This window comes from Virgibacillus necropolis, from assembly GCF_002224365.1.
Taxonomy (GTDB): Bacteria; Bacillota; Bacilli; order Bacillales; family Amphibacillaceae; genus Virgibacillus_F; species Virgibacillus_F necropolis.
This window is the reverse complement of record NZ_CP022437.1, coordinates 3,493,877-3,511,445: the sequence shown is the minus strand read 5'-3', so window position 1 is coordinate 3,511,445 and position 17,569 is coordinate 3,493,877. Positions and strand designations below refer to the sequence as shown.

23 protein-coding genes, 1 pseudogene and 1 other annotated feature are annotated in these 17,569 nt (G+C 36.1%); of the genes and pseudogenes, 15 read left to right on the top strand and 9 right to left on the bottom strand.

Translation table 11 applies throughout. The features are described from left to right. Nucleotides 1-26: 26 nt before the first annotated feature. The gene (locus tag CFK40_RS16715) at nt 27-875 is read left to right on the top strand and encodes a YitT family protein (RefSeq protein WP_089533537.1); all 849 of its coding nucleotides are present in this window, start codon (nt 27-29) and stop codon (nt 873-875) included. 80 nt (nt 876-955) lie between these two features. Here the strand turns inward: CFK40_RS16715 and CFK40_RS16710 are convergent, their stop codons facing one another. The 4 genes from CFK40_RS16710 to CFK40_RS16700 all read right to left on the bottom strand — a co-directional run bounded on the left by CFK40_RS16710 (nt 956) and on the right by CFK40_RS16700 (nt 2,735). Further along, complete coding sequence (locus CFK40_RS16710) at nt 956-1,219, bottom strand: NifU N-terminal domain-containing protein (RefSeq protein ID WP_089533536.1); 264 nt, start codon at nt 1,217-1,219, stop codon at nt 956-958. A 163-nt stretch (nt 1,220-1,382) separates the two neighbouring features. Next, nucleotides 1,383-1,577, bottom strand: a complete 195-nt coding sequence (locus tag CFK40_RS16705; protein ID WP_089533535.1) for a DUF3813 family protein — start codon at nt 1,575-1,577, stop codon at nt 1,383-1,385. After that, complete coding sequence (locus CFK40_RS21150; RefSeq protein WP_168927239.1) at nt 1,578-1,727, bottom strand: hypothetical protein; 150 nt, start codon at nt 1,725-1,727, stop codon at nt 1,578-1,580. Between the two features lie 189 nt (nt 1,728-1,916). Then, entirely contained in the window at nt 1,917-2,735 is an 819-nt protein-coding gene (locus CFK40_RS16700) for a Cof-type HAD-IIB family hydrolase (protein WP_089533534.1), read from the bottom strand. A gap of 143 nt (nt 2,736-2,878) precedes the next feature. Here CFK40_RS16700 and yjfP point away from each other — a divergent pair, with 143 nt between their 5' ends. The 5 genes from yjfP to moaD all read left to right on the top strand — a co-directional run bounded on the left by yjfP (nt 2,879) and on the right by moaD (nt 5,311). Next, nucleotides 2,879-3,640, top strand: coding sequence for an esterase (gene yjfP / locus CFK40_RS16695; RefSeq protein WP_089533533.1), 762 nt, complete (start codon nt 2,879-2,881; stop codon nt 3,638-3,640). Nucleotides 3,641-3,710: 70 nt separating this feature from the next. Beyond that, a complete protein-coding gene (locus CFK40_RS16690; RefSeq protein ID WP_089533532.1) occupies nt 3,711-4,022 on the top strand; it encodes a metal-sulfur cluster assembly factor in 312 nt (103 codons plus the stop codon). Between the two features lie 81 nt (nt 4,023-4,103). Then, nucleotides 4,104-4,601, top strand: a complete 498-nt coding sequence (mobB, locus tag CFK40_RS16685; protein ID WP_161493897.1) for a molybdopterin-guanine dinucleotide biosynthesis protein B — start codon at nt 4,104-4,106, stop codon at nt 4,599-4,601. A 10-nt stretch (nt 4,602-4,611) separates the two neighbouring features. Further along, a complete protein-coding gene (locus CFK40_RS16680) occupies nt 4,612-5,085 on the top strand; it encodes a molybdenum cofactor biosynthesis protein MoaE (RefSeq protein WP_089533530.1) in 474 nt (157 codons plus the stop codon). Further along, nucleotides 5,078-5,311: a molybdopterin converting factor subunit 1 gene (moaD, locus tag CFK40_RS16675; RefSeq protein WP_089533529.1), complete on the top strand. Its 234-nt coding sequence runs from the start codon at nt 5,078-5,080 to the stop codon at nt 5,309-5,311. Before CFK40_RS16680 ends, moaD begins: the two co-directional genes overlap by 8 nt. 47 nt (nt 5,312-5,358) lie before the next feature. Here moaD and CFK40_RS16670 read toward each other — a convergent pair whose 3' ends face one another. Together CFK40_RS16670 and CFK40_RS16665 are read right to left on the bottom strand one after the other, a co-directional pair. Continuing rightward, entirely contained in the window at nt 5,359-5,655 is a 297-nt protein-coding gene (locus CFK40_RS16670) for a YrhK family protein (RefSeq protein WP_089533528.1), read from the bottom strand. Nucleotides 5,656-5,736: 81 nt separating this feature from the next. Continuing rightward, entirely contained in the window at nt 5,737-6,549 is an 813-nt protein-coding gene (locus CFK40_RS16665) for an undecaprenyl-diphosphate phosphatase (RefSeq protein ID WP_089534429.1), read from the bottom strand. A gap of 103 nt (nt 6,550-6,652) precedes the next feature. Between CFK40_RS16665 and CFK40_RS16660 the strand changes: the two genes are divergently transcribed. After that, nucleotides 6,653-6,964 (top strand): hypothetical protein, encoded by a 312-nt coding sequence (locus CFK40_RS16660; protein ID WP_405196558.1) that lies wholly within the window; start codon nt 6,653-6,655, stop codon nt 6,962-6,964. A 146-nt stretch (nt 6,965-7,110) separates the two neighbouring features. On the opposite strand, the gene CFK40_RS16655 is transcribed toward CFK40_RS16660, so the two are convergent. Beyond that, complete coding sequence (locus tag CFK40_RS16655) at nt 7,111-7,290, bottom strand: DUF2929 family protein (protein WP_089533526.1); 180 nt, start codon at nt 7,288-7,290, stop codon at nt 7,111-7,113. Between the two features lie 100 nt (nt 7,291-7,390). Between CFK40_RS16655 and CFK40_RS16650 the strand changes: the two genes are divergently transcribed. From CFK40_RS16650 to CFK40_RS16625, 6 genes are all read left to right on the top strand, one after another. Continuing rightward, nucleotides 7,391-8,002 (top strand): hypothetical protein, encoded by a 612-nt coding sequence (locus tag CFK40_RS16650; protein WP_089533525.1) that lies wholly within the window; start codon nt 7,391-7,393, stop codon nt 8,000-8,002. 103 nt (nt 8,003-8,105) lie between these two features. Further along, nucleotides 8,106-9,065, top strand: coding sequence for a BMP family ABC transporter substrate-binding protein (locus tag CFK40_RS16645; protein WP_089533524.1), 960 nt, complete (start codon nt 8,106-8,108; stop codon nt 9,063-9,065). Nucleotides 9,066-9,214: 149 nt separating this feature from the next. Then, the gene (locus tag CFK40_RS16640) at nt 9,215-10,153 is read left to right on the top strand and encodes a beta-ketoacyl-ACP synthase III (RefSeq protein WP_089533523.1); all 939 of its coding nucleotides are present in this window, start codon (nt 9,215-9,217) and stop codon (nt 10,151-10,153) included. A 33-nt stretch (nt 10,154-10,186) separates the two neighbouring features. Beyond that, nucleotides 10,187-11,425: a beta-ketoacyl-ACP synthase II gene (fabF, locus tag CFK40_RS16635; RefSeq protein WP_089533522.1), complete on the top strand. Its 1,239-nt coding sequence runs from the start codon at nt 10,187-10,189 to the stop codon at nt 11,423-11,425. A 154-nt stretch (nt 11,426-11,579) separates the two neighbouring features. Next, nucleotides 11,580-11,786, top strand: a complete 207-nt coding sequence (locus CFK40_RS16630; protein ID WP_319418007.1) for a YuzI family membrane protein — start codon at nt 11,580-11,582, stop codon at nt 11,784-11,786. An 86-nt stretch (nt 11,787-11,872) separates the two neighbouring features. Continuing rightward, nucleotides 11,873-12,634 (top strand): YjbA family protein, encoded by a 762-nt coding sequence (locus tag CFK40_RS16625; RefSeq protein ID WP_089533521.1) that lies wholly within the window; start codon nt 11,873-11,875, stop codon nt 12,632-12,634. 137 nt (nt 12,635-12,771) lie between these two features. Here CFK40_RS16625 and trpS read toward each other — a convergent pair whose 3' ends face one another. Further along, nucleotides 12,772-13,764, bottom strand: a complete 993-nt coding sequence (gene trpS / locus CFK40_RS16620) for a tryptophan--tRNA ligase (protein WP_089533520.1) — start codon at nt 13,762-13,764, stop codon at nt 12,772-12,774. 68 nt (nt 13,765-13,832) lie between these two features. Further along, nucleotides 13,833-14,013: a binding site (T-box leader), on the bottom strand. Nucleotides 14,014-14,189: 176 nt separating this feature from the next. Next, complete coding sequence (locus tag CFK40_RS16615) at nt 14,190-14,993, bottom strand: nuclease-related domain-containing protein (protein WP_319418059.1); 804 nt, start codon at nt 14,991-14,993, stop codon at nt 14,190-14,192. A gap of 293 nt (nt 14,994-15,286) precedes the next feature. On the opposite strand from CFK40_RS16615, the gene CFK40_RS16610 reads away from it, so the two are divergent. Together CFK40_RS16610 and CFK40_RS21830 are read left to right on the top strand one after the other, a co-directional pair. Further along, nucleotides 15,287-16,492, top strand: a complete 1,206-nt coding sequence (locus tag CFK40_RS16610; protein ID WP_089533518.1) for an amidohydrolase — start codon at nt 15,287-15,289, stop codon at nt 16,490-16,492. A 510-nt stretch (nt 16,493-17,002) separates the two neighbouring features. Then, nucleotides 17,003-17,556, top strand: a pseudogene (locus tag CFK40_RS21830) (Uma2 family endonuclease). Nucleotides 17,557-17,569 lie beyond the last annotated feature (13 nt).

The window sequence follows — 17,569 nt, the reverse complement described above, 5'->3', positions numbered from 1 at the left end:
ACAACAACTGGATTAGGAGGTAACCCATGTTTTTATTCGAAGCAAAACGTATACTAATCGTTATATTTGGTTCATTATTAAATGCTATTTCATTAAACTTTTTTCTAATTGGAGCTAATGTATATGCAAGTGGATTTACAGGTGCGGCACAGCTCATGTCAAGTGTGTTTCGTGATGTGCTCGGAATTGGGATAGGTACTGGTGTACTATTATTTATTCTTAATATCCCAGTTGCTGTTTTCGGGTGGTTTAAAGTTGGAAAAGGCTTTACTGTCTATAGTATTATATCCGTTATTTTTACTACACTATTTCTAACCATTCTACCAGTTATTGAATTGTCCCAAGACATTATACTGAACGCTGTATTTGGTGGTGTTATCGGTGGGATAGGTGTAGGTATTACACTAAAGCTTGGTGCATCTACAGGCGGTATGGACATCGTAGCAATGGTGCTATCACGAATGAAGGATAAACCAATTGGAACTTATTTTCTACTATTAAATGCAGTGATCATTGCAATGGCTGGTATCCTTTATGAGCCTGAAAATGCACTTTATACCATGTTAACCTTGTATGTTACAACATATGTGATTGATGCTATTCATACACGTCATGAAAAAGTTACAGCCATGATTATTACGCACAAGGCGGATGAATTGCAACGTGCTATTCATAATAAAATGGTACGCGGTATAACAATAATTCCCGCAAAAGGTGCTTACACAAAAGAGGATAAAAACATGATGTATCTTGTCATAACAAGATATGAATTGTATGATTTAGAAAAAATTATTAGTGAAATTGATCCAAATGCCTTTACCAACATTGTTCAAACAACAGGCATATTCGGTTTCTTTAGAAGAGATAGCAATTAGAAAAACCGCTTCCAATTGGAGCGGTTTTTTCATGACACTTTTTAATCCTACATACTGTTTATGCAAACAAAAATATGTACCTAGTACCCGCGTTTTTCAAATACTTCTTGAACGCGAGGGGATAGGCTGTCCCATTCTGCGTCAAACTGTTTATTCACAGTAATGAAATTCTGATAACCAAAAACATTATCGACACCTTCGAGTTGCATTAAATCATTTAATATTTCGTGTTCACTTGTGTCACCTGGCTTAACGGAGACACTACTCGTTCCCTCAAAAATCAGCTTGTCTGTAGTAAATTTCATTGCATTTGGATTCGGTGTAGCTTCAGCCCTTACTCCCATTCATTAGCCCTCCTAGAAATCGTTACTTAGGTTTATTTTATCATAAAAACCCCCACCCGGAAAAGGTGGAGGTACGTCTGCATTAATTTCTGAAATAATATAAACAATTAAGGAGAAATCGTATACAACCGTTTAAACGGATTGGATCTCAAAATCCTGGTGATTAGCTTGATTGGTTTTTCGTCTTAAGCTGCTGTTCTAATTGTTGCAGCTGTTGTTTTTCTTCAGGAGAACAATCAGCATATGCAGATTGAATAGCATTGTGTGCTGCTTGCTTTTCTTGAGTGCTAGCAGTACCTTGCATATTAGTTAAGCTTGAGACGGCTTGTTTGGCTTGTTGAAATAAATTGTTTTGCATCTAAAACCCTCCTACTGTGTGGTCGTCCGCTTCCTCTTTTTTTCGTTCTGCATCACTAAAGCGTGATTTATAAGGAAAACGTTCGGCGTGCTGTTTGACAGAAGTTGCACCTTGATGAGTAAAACGTTTTGATTTGCTTTGTTTGCTCAAAGTAAATCCCCCCAACAAAATAAGAAAGTGAACGCTTCGTTGCGCTCACTAACTAGTATGGACCGTTTTCATTTTTATATTGATGGAAAATAACAGAAAAAATTAGCATGATTTAACCTTTAATACGTGTTCAAAACTTCGCAACGAAGAAATTCGCCGTTTATCATTTGATGACTTTTTGAAAAACCTCTATAATTTTAAATAACTTTCGAGAAAAATACCAATACCATCTTCTTCATTTGATTCTGTAACATGCTTAGCAACAGCTTTCAATTCCTCAATTGCATTTCCCATCGCTACACCAACTCCAGCATAATCAATCATTTCCAAATCATTATCTTCATCCCCAAATGCAATAATTCGTTCTTCGGGTATGTCATAATAATGAGACAACTTTTGCAGCCCAACAGCTTTGTTCATGCCTTTTTTTACGATTTCAATGATATTCCATGGTGCGCCCCATTTACGATGCTCGATTAACTCAGCATGAAAATCATCTAGATGGGCACGAATTTCTTTTATGTTTTCTTCTTTTGGATGGATAAGTAATGATGTTGGGTCTTCCTTTAATTCATTTTTCAGACTGCCAATGGTAAATGGCGGGTCATTTTGTGTTGATTGAAAGATGTCGATGATTTTTTCACTGTACTGATCAAGGAATACTTCATCTTTTACTTCAGCTAAGATGTTGTGTACATTAAGCTCGTAACAAGCATCAATAATTTTATGTGCGGTACGAATAGGCATAGGGTTATGTAGTGCATCCCACTTATCATCTGTTGGATGATGGATTAACGCGCCGTTAAAGTTTACCATTGGTGTATCTAAACCTAAGTTATGATAGTAATTAATACTTGCGCGGTGTGGTCGCCCGGTCGCAATTACAACAACATGTCCAGCCTCTATCGCTTTGTGAACTGTTTTCTTTGTTCGTTCACTTATTTCCTTTTTGTCCGTTAATAGCGTTCCATCTAGGTCTAATGCTATTAAATGCCGTTTAGTTTCCATAAGCTTCACCTCGTATTACCTTAGTTTATAAGGGATGCGAGGTTATGTAAAGCATTATATTGTATGATACTTGCAAATTATACTATATCAGGACTATGATGAGATAAATTGAAATAAATACACAAAATGAGGAGAATTGTACGATGATTGGGGTCAGTAATAGAAAATTTAACAATATTCCAGCATTAGTTATAGTAGAAGCAAGTAAAGAAAATCAGGCATTACCTGTTGTTTTATACCATCACGGCTTTACAAGTGCAAAAGAACATAATTTACCACTAGCATATTTGTTGGCAGAAAAAGGGTTTCGTGTTGTATTACCGGATAGTGAATATCATGGTGAGCGTGAACTTGATACGCCAGCAAAGAAAAAACAAATTTCGTTTTGGGATATCGTCATGCAAAATGTTCATGAAACAAAGGAAATTTATGAAAGCTTACAACAAGAGAAATTGATATTAGATGATCGCTTTGGGATTGCTGGAACTAGCATGGGAGGAATAACAACATCAGCAGCGCTAACACAATATCCATGGATTAAGGTAGCTTGCGTCCTGATGGGTTCACCAAAAATTACAACCTATGCAAAAACCCTAGTAAGCAGTTTTAAAAAGATGGGGGATTTACCTGTTACCGATGAAATGATCAATTATTTATTTGAATCGCTAAAACAATACGATTTGTCGGAGCAAGTGGATAAATTGAATAACAGACCATTGTTTTTCTGGCATGGCGAAGATGACGCTGTTGTACCATTCGATCATTCATTTACATTTTATGAAAAAGCGCGTGAACTTTATCAAAATAAAGATGACATTCAATTTTTAAATCAACCTAATCAAGGCCACAAAGTAAGTAGAACCGCTATTTTAAAAACAGTAGAATGGTTTGATCATTATTTATAAGCTATTCCATTTAAAAAAAGGTTAAAATATGTTTAAATAATACATAGGAATAGTGAGGGAGGTTTGAGTCATGGAAGAAGCTTTAAAAGACAATATGATTGGTGCACTTGAAAACGTAATTGACCCTGAGCTTGGAATTGACATCGTGAATCTTGGCTTAATATATAATGTAGATATGGACGATAACGGTCTATGCACTGTTCAGATGACACTAACATCAATGGGTTGTCCACTTGCTGCACATATCGAACAGGATATACGTCATGCGCTTGAGGACATTCCAGAAATAAAAGAACTCAATGTTGAGATTGTCTGGGATCCACCATGGGGCAAAGATAAAATGTCTCGTTATGCAAAAATTGCACTTGGAATTCCTGATTGATCGGTTGTTAAATAAGGGTTGATTCATATAATGTGGATCGACCCTTTTCTTATTTCTAGAAAAATGAGGGAATCAATAGATATGCTAAATATTGTTCAAGTCGTGGGCTATAAAAATTCAGGTAAAACAACGCTTATGAAGCAACTAATTCAATATTTTTCAGAAACAAAGGTAAAGGTTGGAACGTTGAAACATCATGGGCATGGTGGGGATGTTAATTTACCTAAAGGTACAGACAGTGCGTCACAATTTGAAGCAGGCTCATTAATTAGTGGGGTGCAAGGAGAGTCAATAACCCAGCTTACGTTTCATAATCTCGAAATTGATGAGCTAATCAAAATGTACACAATGCTTCCAATTGATTTATTGCTTGTAGAAGGCTACAAACGAGCGGATTACCCGAAGATTGTATTAGTGAAAAATCGCGAAGACCTATCGCTTTTAGATGAACTTTCCAATATAATTGCGGTAGGAACTTTAGATAGTGCACTTATGATTGATATAGGTTACCCAACTTTTGATCTAAATAATTTAGATCAAAATATCACCAAATTAGCATCATACATAACAGACAAGTGAAGGTGTTAGAATGGACAAACAGTTTTGGATTACTGACCAAATAATCGATGTGAATGAATGTATATCAAAGGTAACCCGTGCTGAAGCAGGTGCTATCAATACGTTCATCGGTACAGTACGTGAGTTTACAAAAGGAAAACGTACAGTATATTTAGAATATCAGGCCTATGCTTCAATGGCAGAAAAAAAACTAGCCCAAATTGGTGAGGAAATCGCAAGCAAATGGGAAAATACCGAGACATCGATCGCTCACAGGATTGGTCGCTTAGAAATATCAGATATCGCGGTAGTAATTGCTGTTTCAACTCCCCATCGAAATGATGCATTTGAAGCAAGCAGATATGCGATCGAACGAATTAAAGAAATTGTTCCTATTTGGAAAAAGGAACATTGGGAAAACGGTACTCTTTGGATTGGTGACCAAAAAGAAAACATCTCGTATGAAAAAAGCATGCCGAAAAAGGAGGATATGCAGAATGATTGATGTGTTGTTTTTTGCGGAGTTACAAGAAGCGGTAGGTAAGGGAAAAATAACGATCGAGGCGGATGGGATCACAGTGAAGAGTTTGAAAACAAATTTTTTAAGCGACTATAATTTAGAAAACATCGACCATGCAATGACTGCGGTCAATGAAGAATATGCAGAAGAAGAAACCATCATTAAAAGTGGAGATACTGTTGCTTTTATTCCACCAGTTAGTGGGGGGTAACTGGCGACTTTTTGAACTCGCATTAATGAGATGAAAAAATTCTAGCGTTAATCTTCGCTAGAAATTTTTTTATCCATTGTTTTATTAGAAATTCGAGAAAAGAAAAAGGCGTGCATAATTTTTATGATCGGTCGTGCAACTAATTGTGCACTTCCGATGATAAACAGAATGGTACCAGCCGTTTGGGTTGATTCAAATAAAAATAACACACTTCCGATTAAAAATTCTAATCCTAGAGTAAAGTCATTCATCAACGCAATGAACCGATATTTTTTATTGAAGGAGACCTCGTATGTCCCCATCTGTATATCAAGGAAATTCTTTTCATCTTTAATAGTTGGCATTTGAATACCTCCACTGATAAGCTATTATTCCTTTTCCCATCTATTGTCTAAAATTAAACATAATGGAGGTTCTATATGCATCTATAAAAAAAGAATGACAAGGATACCTACGATAAAACAGTAAAATGAAAAGTACTTTAAGTTTCCGTGTGCCATTATGTTCATGAACCACTTCAAGGAAAAATAAGTGGCAATGATAGAAGCTGCAAATGCCAATACATAGGGGATAGCTAAAGCATTAATATTTTCATCACCTAAAATATCACCAATAGATAACATGGTAATACCGAGACTTACCGGAATGTAAAGTAAGAAAGAAAAACGTAGTGCTGTTTCTGCTTTCATTCCAACAAGCATAGCTGCGACAATCGTAGCTCCAGAGCGGCTAATACCTGGAATCAAAGCAACCGATTGTGCTAGTCCAACAATTATCGCGTCTTTTACCTTTAGATCCCCATCATTCTTTCTACCTCTTATGTTTCGAATAATCCAAAGTGCAAGACCAGTTAGTAATAAGGTTACCCCGACAACTGCTACTGTGCTTAGCTTCGAACTAATATAATCCTCAAATAAAAGTCCCAGAATTCCAGTTGGTATCGTTGCAATAATTAGATAAAGGATGAATTGAAAATCACCTTTTGAATCGGGATCCTTTGTCATCATATAATTTAAACCGTTTCGAATTAACCGTATAATGTCTTTCCAATAAATGACCAAGACCGCAATTAATGAACCGAAGTTAACTAAAATCTCAAAAGATAATCCCTCAATTTCTATTCCAAATAGCTCCTGTAAAATTACTAAATGACCACTTGAAGAAATCGGAATTGGTTCTGTAAATCCTTGTACTAAACCTAATAGTAGGTATTTTATCAATAGCCAAAATTCTGTAATGCCTTCCAAGATGAATCCCTCCATATTATATGTATATTTATTACTAAACTTTTATCACGTATAAGTAACTAATTGAATAGTCTAGATGGTGAGGAGGATGAAAATGAATAGACATTACGATCACCAACATATATACGATTTATGCAAAAAACATATGCATGCTTATGTGCTTGCTGAAACAAGCGACGGAAAAAAGCATGATGGTATTATTACTGGGCTTGATGATGAATATGTATATATTGCAGTTCCAAACGATCAACCCAATCATAAGCCGTCACGTGATGAAGAACGTCAATTTGGTTATGGATACCCTGGCTACGGATACGGGTATGGATATGGCAGGCCAAGAAGGTTCAACAGACTTATCCTACCACTAGCTGCACTAACAGCACTAAGCATTTTACCTTGGTATTAATAAGAAAAGCGGAGGCGACTGTTCGACGTACAAAGCTCAGGAAGCCTTCGCTTGACAGACAAGTAACTAAACAACAAAACCCTTGCCAATTTTATATAGGCAAGGGTTTATGTAAGAATAAGTTTATATTTGGGGTAATATAGCACTTATGCTTCGCTATCGCCTTTAAGTACTCCTTCAGACAAAATGAATACTGCTACTGAAACGATAATAGCAAGCACTAGTGTGTGCATAAGATTAAATGTAGTTCCACCCATACTAGTTAAAATATAAGAAAGAACACCGCTTATAAATAACGACCAAATAAATGTCCAGATGAACCGCATAGATAACACCTCATTTTTTTACATTCTCTATATAGTTTATCAAATACTAGATCAGATGAAAAGTGTTATTACTAAAAATAAGGTGAGAAGGATGGTATATATGACAATATGTGTAACAAATTGTTTCCATTGGATTGGGTTTCATATTGTTAATCGATTAATCGAAAATGACTATATAGTTGATGGTTTAGCAGAGCTAACTTCAGAAAGGGAAGAAGAATTATCCTTCATGCTAGGAAGAAACAGTTCGTTTTCTTTATACAAGAATGAGGATCAGATCAAGGATAAGGAATATACAGATACCGTCCTGCTATCTGAAAATAAAACTTATTCTATTCAAACAGTAAAAACATATAATTTTGGAAAAGATATAGATAAGCCTAATTTCATTAATATCCAATTACCATTACTCTTTGGTGAATGGATGCCTATGGATCAAAAGGGCGTATATGTTGATAATCAGTATATACCATTTGATTCTGCCCGATTCAAAGATGAGGCAATATACATTGATGATTTTATGGAATGTTTTATGCAGTGGATGAAGGTATCCGATTTACCTAATCTAATTTCGTTAACAAAAAAGAAAAATGTGGAAGTAACAGAGGAGGGACCTGAAAAACAGTTGTTCATAAGGGGAAATAGACCTATAGATAAACAGATATCTAATCTTATTAAACACTACGAAAAAATAAAAAAATATAAAATGTAATAAAAACGTAAAAATAGAATTCGTTTACTGCTAGCTATTTAAGCGATACAATTAGCGTATCAGTAAACTTTTGTAGAAATGATTTATATGGATTGGAGTGCAAATGTTGAAGAAATTATACGCCATAATCTTTCTTATATCAATCTTTCTAGTACTTTCAGGGTGTAACGAGTACATCGACACTGGACAAATTCAAAATGTAGGCATGTTGACAGAAGGCACGATTGATGATCAGGTTTGGGGACAAAAGGGCTATGAAGGCTTGCAGGCAATAGAGAAAAAATATGATGTCAATGTTTATTATAAAGAGGGTATTAAGACCCAGCAAGAAGTTACAGAATCTGTAGATGAATTAGTAAGTAATGGCGTTAATTTAATTTTTGGACATAGTAACATTTATGGTAAATATTTTGTAAACATTTCCAAGTCCTATCCTGATGTACAGTTCATCTATTTTAATGGTGGTTATCATGCTAAAAATGTTACAAGTTTAAATTTCAATTCTCATGCTATGGGTTTCTTCGGCGGTATGGTAGCTGGAAAAATGACCGAAACAGATCAGATTGGAATTGTTGCAGCATATGAATGGCAACCCGAAATAGAGGGCTTCTATGAAGGTGCAAAATATGAGAACCCTGAGGTTAAGGTACATATAGATTATGTAAAGGATTGGGCGGACAAGGATACCGCAATTAGTATGTATAAAAGAATGAAAGAGCAGAATGTTGATGTTTTTTACCCAACAGGTGATTCGTACAGTATCGACGTTATTAAACAAGCAAGGAAAGATGGATTATATGCAATCGGATATGTTTCTGATCAATCTTATATTGATGAAGAAACTGTTTTAACTAGTACTGTTCAACAAGTAGACAAGCTCTATACATTAGCTGCAAAAAAATTTAATAAAGACGAACTTGATGGTGGTATTTTGGTTTTTGATTTTCAAGATGATGTAATTTCACTTGGTACATTTAGTCCAGTCGTACCAGAAGACTATCAAGATAAAATAGAAGAAATCATTAAAAAATATAAGAAAACAGCGCTATTGCCGAATGAATAGTTGTTAGGGTAGGGGACTTTTCAAGGGTCCACACTTGTCTGGCAATGGAAACACCTGGGTTTTCGTGCTTGCAACTCAACCATTTATGCATTAAAATTAGTACCAAGTCATAATAATTGATAATAAAACTTTAATAAGGGGATGGCAAGATGAATGTTGGCATATTAGGTACAGGTCATTATGTTCCAACTAATGTTGTTACAAATAAAGATATGGAAAAGATAGTCGATACAAGTGATGAATGGATTAGAACGAGAACAGGAATTGAAGAAAGACGTATTGCCGGAGACGATATAGATACTTCTGATATGGCTTTTTTTGCGGCACAACAAGCTATTGAAGAAGCAAATATTAATCCTGAGGAAATCGATTTAATAGTAGTAGCAACTGTGACGCCAGATTCCCCTTTTCCTTCTGTAGCGAATCTTTTGCAGGATAGGCTAGGTGTAGGAACTGCCGCTTCAATGGATATTGGTGCAGCTTGTTCTGGTTTTATGTATGGATTAATAACTGCAAAACAATTTCTTGAAACAAAAACATACAAAAATGCACTGGTTGTTGGTGTAGAGAAGTTATCCAAAATTACCAATTGGGAAGACAGGAATACATGTGTCCTATTTGGTGATGGGGCAGGAGCAGCAATTATCGGAGAGGTTTCAGAAGGCAAGGGGATTTTATCGTTTGAACTCGGATCTGACGGATCTGGTGGAAAACATTTATATCAAGATGAAAATGATCACCTTGTTATGAATGGTCGTGAAGTATTCAAGTTTGCTGTAAGGCAAATGCCAGAATCGTCTATAAATGTGATAGAGAAAATAGGTTATACTAAAGAGGACGTTGATTACTTGATTCCGCATCAGGCCAACATTCGTATTATGAATGCTGCCCGTGAACGGTTAGGTATCTCAGAGGATAAAATGGCAACTTCAATAAAAAAATATGGTAATACATCTTCAGCTTCAATACCAATTGCGTTATCAGAAGAAGTTAAAGCTGGTAAGATAAAAGATGATGATTTAATCGTAATGGTTGGATTCGGTGGCGGTCTAACATGGGGTGCAGTTGCATTACGCTTTGGAAAATAACTTAGAATGTACGTGTAATAGGAGGAGTATGTAATGGAAGAAAGAAGAGTAGTAATAACCGGATTAGGTGCTATTAGCCCAGTTGGTAATGATGTATCTAGCATGTGGAATAGTATTGTAGAAGGTAAATCAGGTATTGATACAGTTACTAGAGTAAATAAGGATGACTTCCCAGCCAAAGTAGCAGGGGAACTAAAAGACTATGATCCAACTTTATATATGGATAAAAAAGATGCACGTAAAATGGATCGGTTCACGCAATATGCAGTTGCAGCATCGCGAATGGCTGTTGAAGATGCAAAACTTGAAATAACCGATTCGATTGCCGAACGAGTAGGAGTATGGATTGGTTCAGGTATTGGTGGAATGGATACCTACGAAGAACAGCATAATAAATTTTTGGAACGCGGCTATAAGCGTGTAAGTCCATTTTTTGTTCCTATGTTAATCCCTGACATGGCTGCTGGTCAAGTTTCGATTCAATTGGGTGCAAAAGGAATTAATTCTTGTACGGTAACGGCATGTGCATCAGGGGCAAACTCGATTGGTGACGCGTTCATGGTTATTCAGCGTGGTGGCGCTGACTACATGATTACGGGCGGTACAGAAGCGCCAATTACGAATATGGCGTTTGCAGGATTTTCTTCCATGAAAGCATTATCATCAAATCCAGATCCTAAAACAGCAAGCCGTCCATTTGACAAAAACCGTGATGGATTTGTCATGGGTGAAGGAGCTGGAATATTAATTCTTGAATCTTTAGAATCTGCATTAGAACGCGGTGCACATATATACGGCGAAATTGTTGGGTATGGTTCTACTGGGGACGCCCATCATATCACTGCACCAGCACCAGCCGGTGACGGAGCAGCACGTGCGATGCAACAAGCAATTAATGATGCTGGTATGGAGCCGACAGATGTAGATTATATTAATGCTCATGGTACGAGTACAGATTTAAACGATAAGTTTGAAACGATGGCAATTAAAGATGTGTTTGGAAATCACGCAACTAAGCTTGCTATCTCATCAACAAAATCAATGACAGGCCATCTACTAGGAGCAGCAGGGGGAATAGAATCTGTAATAGCCGTTAAATCAATTACAGATGACATAATCCCACCAACAATAAACTATGAAACACCCGATGAAGAATGTGACTTGGATTATGTTCCAAATGAAGCAAGAAGACAAAAAGTAAATGTTGTAATGAGTAATTCACTTGGATTTGGCGGCCACAATGCATCATTAATCTTTAAAAAATACGAATAGAAACTAGTAAAAGGCTAACCTCGAATGGGTGGCCTTTTTTTACGTCCATAAATCAAACTGCGATAAATTAACTCTATCTTGTTCTATTATTCATTTTTTATAGTAGTTTCACATATAGTATAGAAAAAATGGACAAGTATAGGTGGGGAAAAAGATGATGTTTAGAATCTTTTTATTTTTACTGGGATTTGGACTAGCTGTTGCGGGTGGGGTTGTTGTTATTACCTATATGAATTTTATACCGGCAGGGTTAGCCTGGACGGATTTCTTTAGTTATATTAAGGGAAGACCGGAGTGTTACTTTTTACCAATTGGTTTTATTTTAATGATAATTGCTTTATATAGCTATCCTTACAAATAGGAAAAATGTACGAAACAATCGAATACTTTTCAAGCATCCTGGTCATAATGTATTTTAAAAGGTAGCATACAAAGTGAGGTTTTTCAATGTTATATTTACATGATGTTTGGGTTAACTGGTTCGAAGGCGAAGAGAATGGTTACAGTGTTTGTTTTTTCCATGAATGGCGTAAAGAGGACGGAATTGAATTGTTAGACCAAGTGCCATTACTATACATAAATACAGATCTATTCAGGTACATTGAGAATAATATGCATGACCTCCCGAAAGCTTTACTAGACCTTATATGTAAACGTGCGTATATTCGAAAAGGACAAGAACGTATCGTGTTAGATTATGCATGTGTCGTAACAGATGGAAATGATATCATTGCTTTTGATACAGTCGGCTATGAAATCCCAATTCGAAAAAGTAGATTAATCCCAAGACAGGAACAACAAGTATTTGACATGATTGCAGGTATAAAGCCACAAAACTTTAAGTTAGATGAAAAAATGAAAGAAAAAGAGTATCACATTCTTTCTATGGAACCAGATTTAATTTATGGATTGACTCGAAGAGAACGCCAGCTAAAGCATTTGTTAATGATGGCACTTGATCAATTACAGACCACCAATAACCATGAAGAGTTACGCTATTGGCTGACAGAATGGGACCCAAAAAAATACGGGTATATTCGTTTTATGGATCCAAGAAAAGTATGGCAGGTTCTCTATGACGGTGTGAAACAAGGCTGGAGCACAGAACATGAGAATTTATGCAGAAAGTTAATCAAAGGTCAGCCATTTCTCGAAAGATTATGGGAACTTGAACAAGTACAAGAAGGAAAACCATCAAAACAGAATTAGCATTGTGTTGTGATAGTTGATCTTGGGAAGAGTGTTGATATTGTGGGTGCGCGCTGATATCTACAATTCTTTATTTCAGAATCTCAAAACAATCAAAGAGCCAGTACGGAATAGATAAAATTCCGTACTGGCTTCTTTTACTTTTTCCTTACGCGACCGAGACCAACAGCCTTCTTAGCTTTTGCTAAGGTTTTATTTGCGACACTTGCTGCACGGTCTGCACCATTATCCAATATGTCATCTAGTTTTTCTGAATTAAGGAGTTCATGGTAGCGTTCCTGTATTGGAGCTAATACATCAATGACTGCCTTAGCAACAGCTGCTTTAAAATCACCATAACCCTTACCCTTAAATTCTGCTTCTATTTCCTTGATTGATTTATCCGTACAACTAGCAAGTATGGTCATCAGGTTCGAGATACCTGGTTTATTTTCTTTGTCGAATTTTACTATACCTTCTGAATCTGTAACAGCACTTTTAATTTTTTTCTCAATTTTCTTTGGTTCATCAAGCATCGAAATGAATGACTTTTCATTTTCATCTGATTTACTCATTTTCTTTGTTGGCTCTTGTAACGACATAATACGCGCTCCAACTTCAGGTGTACTAATATCTGGAACAGTAAAAATGTCATTAAATCGGTTATTAAAACGTTGAGCCAGGTTTCTAGAAAGTTCAAGATGTTGTTTTTGATCGTCCCCAACAGGTACAATATCGGTATTGTATAGTAAAATATCCGCTGCCATTAATGGGGGATAGGTTAAGAGTGCAGCCGATACAGTTTCTTTGCCCTTTGATTTATCCTTAAATTGCGTCATTCTCTCAAGCTCTCCGGTGTAGCTGATTGATTGTAAGATCCAACCTAACTGCGTGTGTGCGGGCACCTCGGATTGGATGAACAAGGTCGCTTTCTCGTAGTCAATGCCCGCAGCAAGATATAATGCGGCAAGAGACCGAATATTGTTGCGTAGCTCTAGTCGATCTTGAGGCACTGTGATTGCATGTTCATCAACAATACAGAAATAGCAATTGTGCTCATGTTGCAATTGAACAAAATGCTTCATTGCCCCAATGTAATTTCCGATTGTTAATGTACCGCTCGGTTGAATACCCGAAAATATTGTTTTCATGTTGTTTCCTCCATCAATATATTTGTTAAAGGAATGTAGCACATTAAAAAAAGCCCACTAATCCCCATACAAGGGACGAATGAACCGCGGTGCCACCCTAATTATCTTACTGTTAGACAGTTAGATCACTTTAAATTTCTGACTAGCTCCAAAGCCCAATTCCAATATACCTTGATACTTGTTCGCACCAACCACAAGCTCTCTAAAAATCATCGGGTAATTGTACTACGCCTTTTTCATTGCTATGGTATTGACTTTTATTATTATATAAATCCTTTGGTTGAAATGCAAGAAGAAAACTTGAATTTAGGCAATGAAGATTAAAATAGGATTGAGAAGCAAGGGAAGAGAGCTTCATCAAGGTAATGAAGGTCGAAATGAAAAATAGCCCTTCAACAAAATTGTGAAGGACTAAAGGATACGATTTATATATAGTATGCCCACTGATGAGCACCTACAATTTTAAAATTACTGACTAGAATCTTTCTAATCCTTTGTATGGACTGTACTACTTGGCACCAATCATGAATGATGTTGGTCGTAATTTTTTCGTTAGGGAATAGGATCTGAAATTCATTAACAGTTCTTAATACAGCGTTTGTAACCGATTCTTTAGACCCGCAATCGTTACAAATACATATTCTTTTTGCAACAGTTATTGCAAATGAATGGCATTGTGGACAGGTAACCCCCTTTTGCAGCTTGTCATAATAATAGGGAGGTATTTTTTTATGTGGTGAATCGGTGATATTCAACGATAATAATTGATCCGCGACTTTTTTATGTTTTTCCGTTAATTTTGAAGTTATTTCATTTACGTTTTCCATGTGCTGAATTAATTGGGTTGGAAAAATAATTGGTTTATCTATAGGGGCTTGGTATAAGGTGAATTGGGGGTTAATAAAAACAACCGAAGCAACAATTTGAGGGTTGAATCCATGACTGTGGAGTAATTGACGTAGTAAGGATTCGCATCTGCTTAATTGGTGCAGTGGATTAATAACTTCCATTTTAGGTTTCTTGTACAGCTTATCAGATTCGTAATAAAAGTCACCTTCATAGTTTTTTACTTCATAAAGGTGAAATTTTCTCTGCATAATAATGAGGGAATCAATTTGGAAGTAAGTATTATTTACTTCTAGTAACAAATCATTTAATATGAGACATTCACATTGAAGTTTTTCTGTTAATTCATCAAATAGAACCTCTCCTTCATAGCCCTTTTTCAGATTAAAATAGTGATACCTTTCCTTGCGAGAAAATTCCTTTCGCTTGTTTAATAATTCCAGAATTTAAATAGTGAAATAAGACGGTCGTTAAAGTAAGAAAAACCGCTCCGAGGAGCTAACCCAAATCACTAGTATTGTAAGAATACGTCATTTTAACCGATTTATAAGTAACCGCTTTTGTTTGTTAATATAGGTTACACTGCATTTCAATCGGGAATGCTATCATTAGGTTATAGGTGAATTTATTAAAAAATATCTACAGTGACTGTTCAAACTAAAAGGAGTCTTTTTTAATGAGAAACGAACTAATGCAAATGCTAGAAGAACGGGAAGATGAAATGATTGAAATTCGCCGCTACTTACATGAACATCCCGAGCTTTCTTTTAAAGAGGAAAAAACAGCAGCATATATTGCCGATTTTTACAAAGGGAAAGATGTTGACGTAGAAACGAACGTAGGAAACGGACATGGAATTATTGTAACGATAAAAGGGGCATCACCAGGTAAAACAATTGGTCTACGTGCTGATTTTGATGCTTTGCCAATCAAAGAAGAAGCGAATGTTTCGTTTAAATCAAGCAATGAAGGTGTGATGCATGCCTGTGGACATGATGCCCATACAGCATATTTGTTAATTTTGGCCGACTGTCTCATTCAATTAAAGGATAAAATCACAGGAACCATTAAAGTTATTCACCAACATGCAGAGGAGCAACCTCCTGGTGGTGCAAAAAGCATTGTGGATTCAGGGAAACTTGATGACTTAGAAGCAATTTTTGGTATTCATGTTTTGCCAATGGCGCAAACAGGAACAGTAGGTTATCACAGTGGGTATTCTTTTAATGGACGTACCTATTTTAAATTGCGGATTCAGGCAAGTGGTGGGCATGGATCATCCCCTCATAAAGCGAATGACGCTATTGTTGCAGGTTCCTATTTTGTTACCACAGTGCAAACGGTTATTAGTCGTAGGGTAGACCCGCTTGCTGCTGGTGTAGTAACGGTCGGTTCATTTGATGGAAAAGGTAGTTTTAACGTTATTAAAGACAGTATTGAACTTGAAGGTGATATACGTTACTCAAATGATGAAACGCAAGCGGTTATCGATAAAGAGTTTCACCGGTTGGTAAACGGATTAGAAGAATTATTTGGTGTAACCTGCGAACTTACATATACACCTGATTATCCAACGTTATATAATGATCCTGAATTGACTGCATTTGTCGCAGATGTGTTGAAAGGGGTTAAGGATAAAGACATTACGGAGGTTAAAGAATTTCCTAGGATGGCACCATCAGATGATTTTGCATACTATCTGGAGAAAATTCCTGGTTCTTATTTCTTTATTGGCTGCACTCCCAAAGGTGTAGAAGAGCCTTATTTTAATCACCACCCAAAATTCGATATTGACGAGGATGCGATTTTAGTTGCAGCAAAATCAGTGGGGCATGTTGCTTGTAGTTATCTAGCAATGGATCTTGATGATAAGGAAGCTTAGTATTATGAAAGCATTGGTCCGGGCTAGTTTTATTAGTGATTTTACTGTTAGACAGTCAGATCACTTTAAATTCTCGACTAGCCCCAAAGTCCAGTTCCAATTAACGTTGATATTTGTTCATATCAACCCCAAGCTCTCTGGACAATTGTACTCCGCCTTTTTCATTGCTACGATATTGACTTTTTATTATTATATAAATTCTTTGGTTTAAATGCAAGAAAATTTTAATATTGTTGAATACGCTAGAGTATGAATGCTAGTTTATGATCTAGGAGAAAGGGAAAAGCGCTACATCAAGGCAATGAAGATTGAAATCAATAAAGAGTAATACAACAATTGTAAGGAACTTTGCTTCAAAGTTGACTTCAGATATGTCCACGCTAAAGAACCATTCATAAAATAATTCTTACTCAAGACAGTGGAATTTATGGTTGGTTTAGTATCATTTCCTCCTTTTTTGTGGAAAGCATGGTAATATAAGGCTAACGATTTTAGAGAGGGGGTAATGAAATGAATCACTATCGTAATGATTCTATTTCAATTGATGAGTACTTTCAAATTCGTGAAAATAGCGATGCATTACTGGAATATATCGACGGGACTGTTTACATGTCACCATCACCATCGACAAAGCATCAACGTATATCCAGCAAATTGCAGATTAAATTTGGAAATTTCCTTGATGGAAAGTCTTGTGAGGTATTACCAGCGCCATATGACATTGAATTGAAAGACGAGATGATAGAAGGTACAAAAATTGTTATACCAGATATTAGCATCATTTGTGATGAAAGCGGTTTTACAGATGCGTTCCAAATCTAGTTGTAGAAATTTTAAGCCCCTCTAACCAATCGCATGATTTGATTACGAAGCTAAATCTTTATATGAATTATGGTGTCAAGGAGTATTGGATTGTGAATCCAATGCTAAACACGATAACGGTATACGCATTAAATGATGAAACAATGTTTGAACAGCATGACATGAAAACAGATATAGGAGAAATTACTTCCAAATTCCTTAATGGTTTTCGTGTTGACTTAACGAATATTTTTAAAGATTGACTCTGAATTCTTT

Excerpts from the sequence above, each read along its gene's own strand:
- CFK40_RS16715 (WP_089533537.1), top strand. The coding sequence starts at position 27 with ATGTTTTTATTCGAAGCAAAACGTATACTAATCGTTATATTTGGTTCA.
- CFK40_RS16710 (WP_089533536.1), bottom strand. The coding sequence starts at position 1,219 with ATGGGAGTAAGGGCTGAAGCTACACCGAATCCAAATGCAATGAAATTT.
- CFK40_RS16705 (WP_089533535.1), bottom strand. The coding sequence starts at position 1,577 with ATGCAAAACAATTTATTTCAACAAGCCAAACAAGCCGTCTCAAGCTTA.
- CFK40_RS16700 (WP_089533534.1), bottom strand. The coding sequence starts at position 2,735 with ATGGAAACTAAACGGCATTTAATAGCATTAGACCTAGATGGAACGCTA.
- yjfP (WP_089533533.1), top strand. The coding sequence starts at position 2,879 with ATGATTGGGGTCAGTAATAGAAAATTTAACAATATTCCAGCATTAGTT.
- CFK40_RS16690 (WP_089533532.1), top strand. The coding sequence starts at position 3,711 with ATGGAAGAAGCTTTAAAAGACAATATGATTGGTGCACTTGAAAACGTA.
- mobB (WP_161493897.1), top strand. The coding sequence starts at position 4,104 with ATGCTAAATATTGTTCAAGTCGTGGGCTATAAAAATTCAGGTAAAACA.
- CFK40_RS16680 (WP_089533530.1), top strand. The coding sequence starts at position 4,612 with ATGGACAAACAGTTTTGGATTACTGACCAAATAATCGATGTGAATGAA.
- moaD (WP_089533529.1), top strand. The coding sequence starts at position 5,078 with ATGATTGATGTGTTGTTTTTTGCGGAGTTACAAGAAGCGGTAGGTAAG.
- CFK40_RS16670 (WP_089533528.1), bottom strand. The coding sequence starts at position 5,655 with ATGCCAACTATTAAAGATGAAAAGAATTTCCTTGATATACAGATGGGG.
- CFK40_RS16660 (WP_405196558.1), top strand. The coding sequence starts at position 6,653 with ATGAATAGACATTACGATCACCAACATATATACGATTTATGCAAAAAA.
- CFK40_RS16655 (WP_089533526.1), bottom strand. The coding sequence starts at position 7,290 with ATGCGGTTCATCTGGACATTTATTTGGTCGTTATTTATAAGCGGTGTT.
- CFK40_RS16650 (WP_089533525.1), top strand. The coding sequence starts at position 7,391 with ATGACAATATGTGTAACAAATTGTTTCCATTGGATTGGGTTTCATATT.
- CFK40_RS16645 (WP_089533524.1), top strand. The coding sequence starts at position 8,106 with ATGTTGAAGAAATTATACGCCATAATCTTTCTTATATCAATCTTTCTA.
- CFK40_RS16640 (WP_089533523.1), top strand. The coding sequence starts at position 9,215 with ATGAATGTTGGCATATTAGGTACAGGTCATTATGTTCCAACTAATGTT.
- fabF (WP_089533522.1), top strand. The coding sequence starts at position 10,187 with ATGGAAGAAAGAAGAGTAGTAATAACCGGATTAGGTGCTATTAGCCCA.
- CFK40_RS16630 (WP_319418007.1), top strand. The coding sequence starts at position 11,580 with ATGATGTTTAGAATCTTTTTATTTTTACTGGGATTTGGACTAGCTGTT.
- CFK40_RS16625 (WP_089533521.1), top strand. The coding sequence starts at position 11,873 with ATGTTATATTTACATGATGTTTGGGTTAACTGGTTCGAAGGCGAAGAG.
- trpS (WP_089533520.1), bottom strand. The coding sequence starts at position 13,764 with ATGAAAACAATATTTTCGGGTATTCAACCGAGCGGTACATTAACAATC.
- CFK40_RS16610 (WP_089533518.1), top strand. The coding sequence starts at position 15,287 with ATGAGAAACGAACTAATGCAAATGCTAGAAGAACGGGAAGATGAAATG.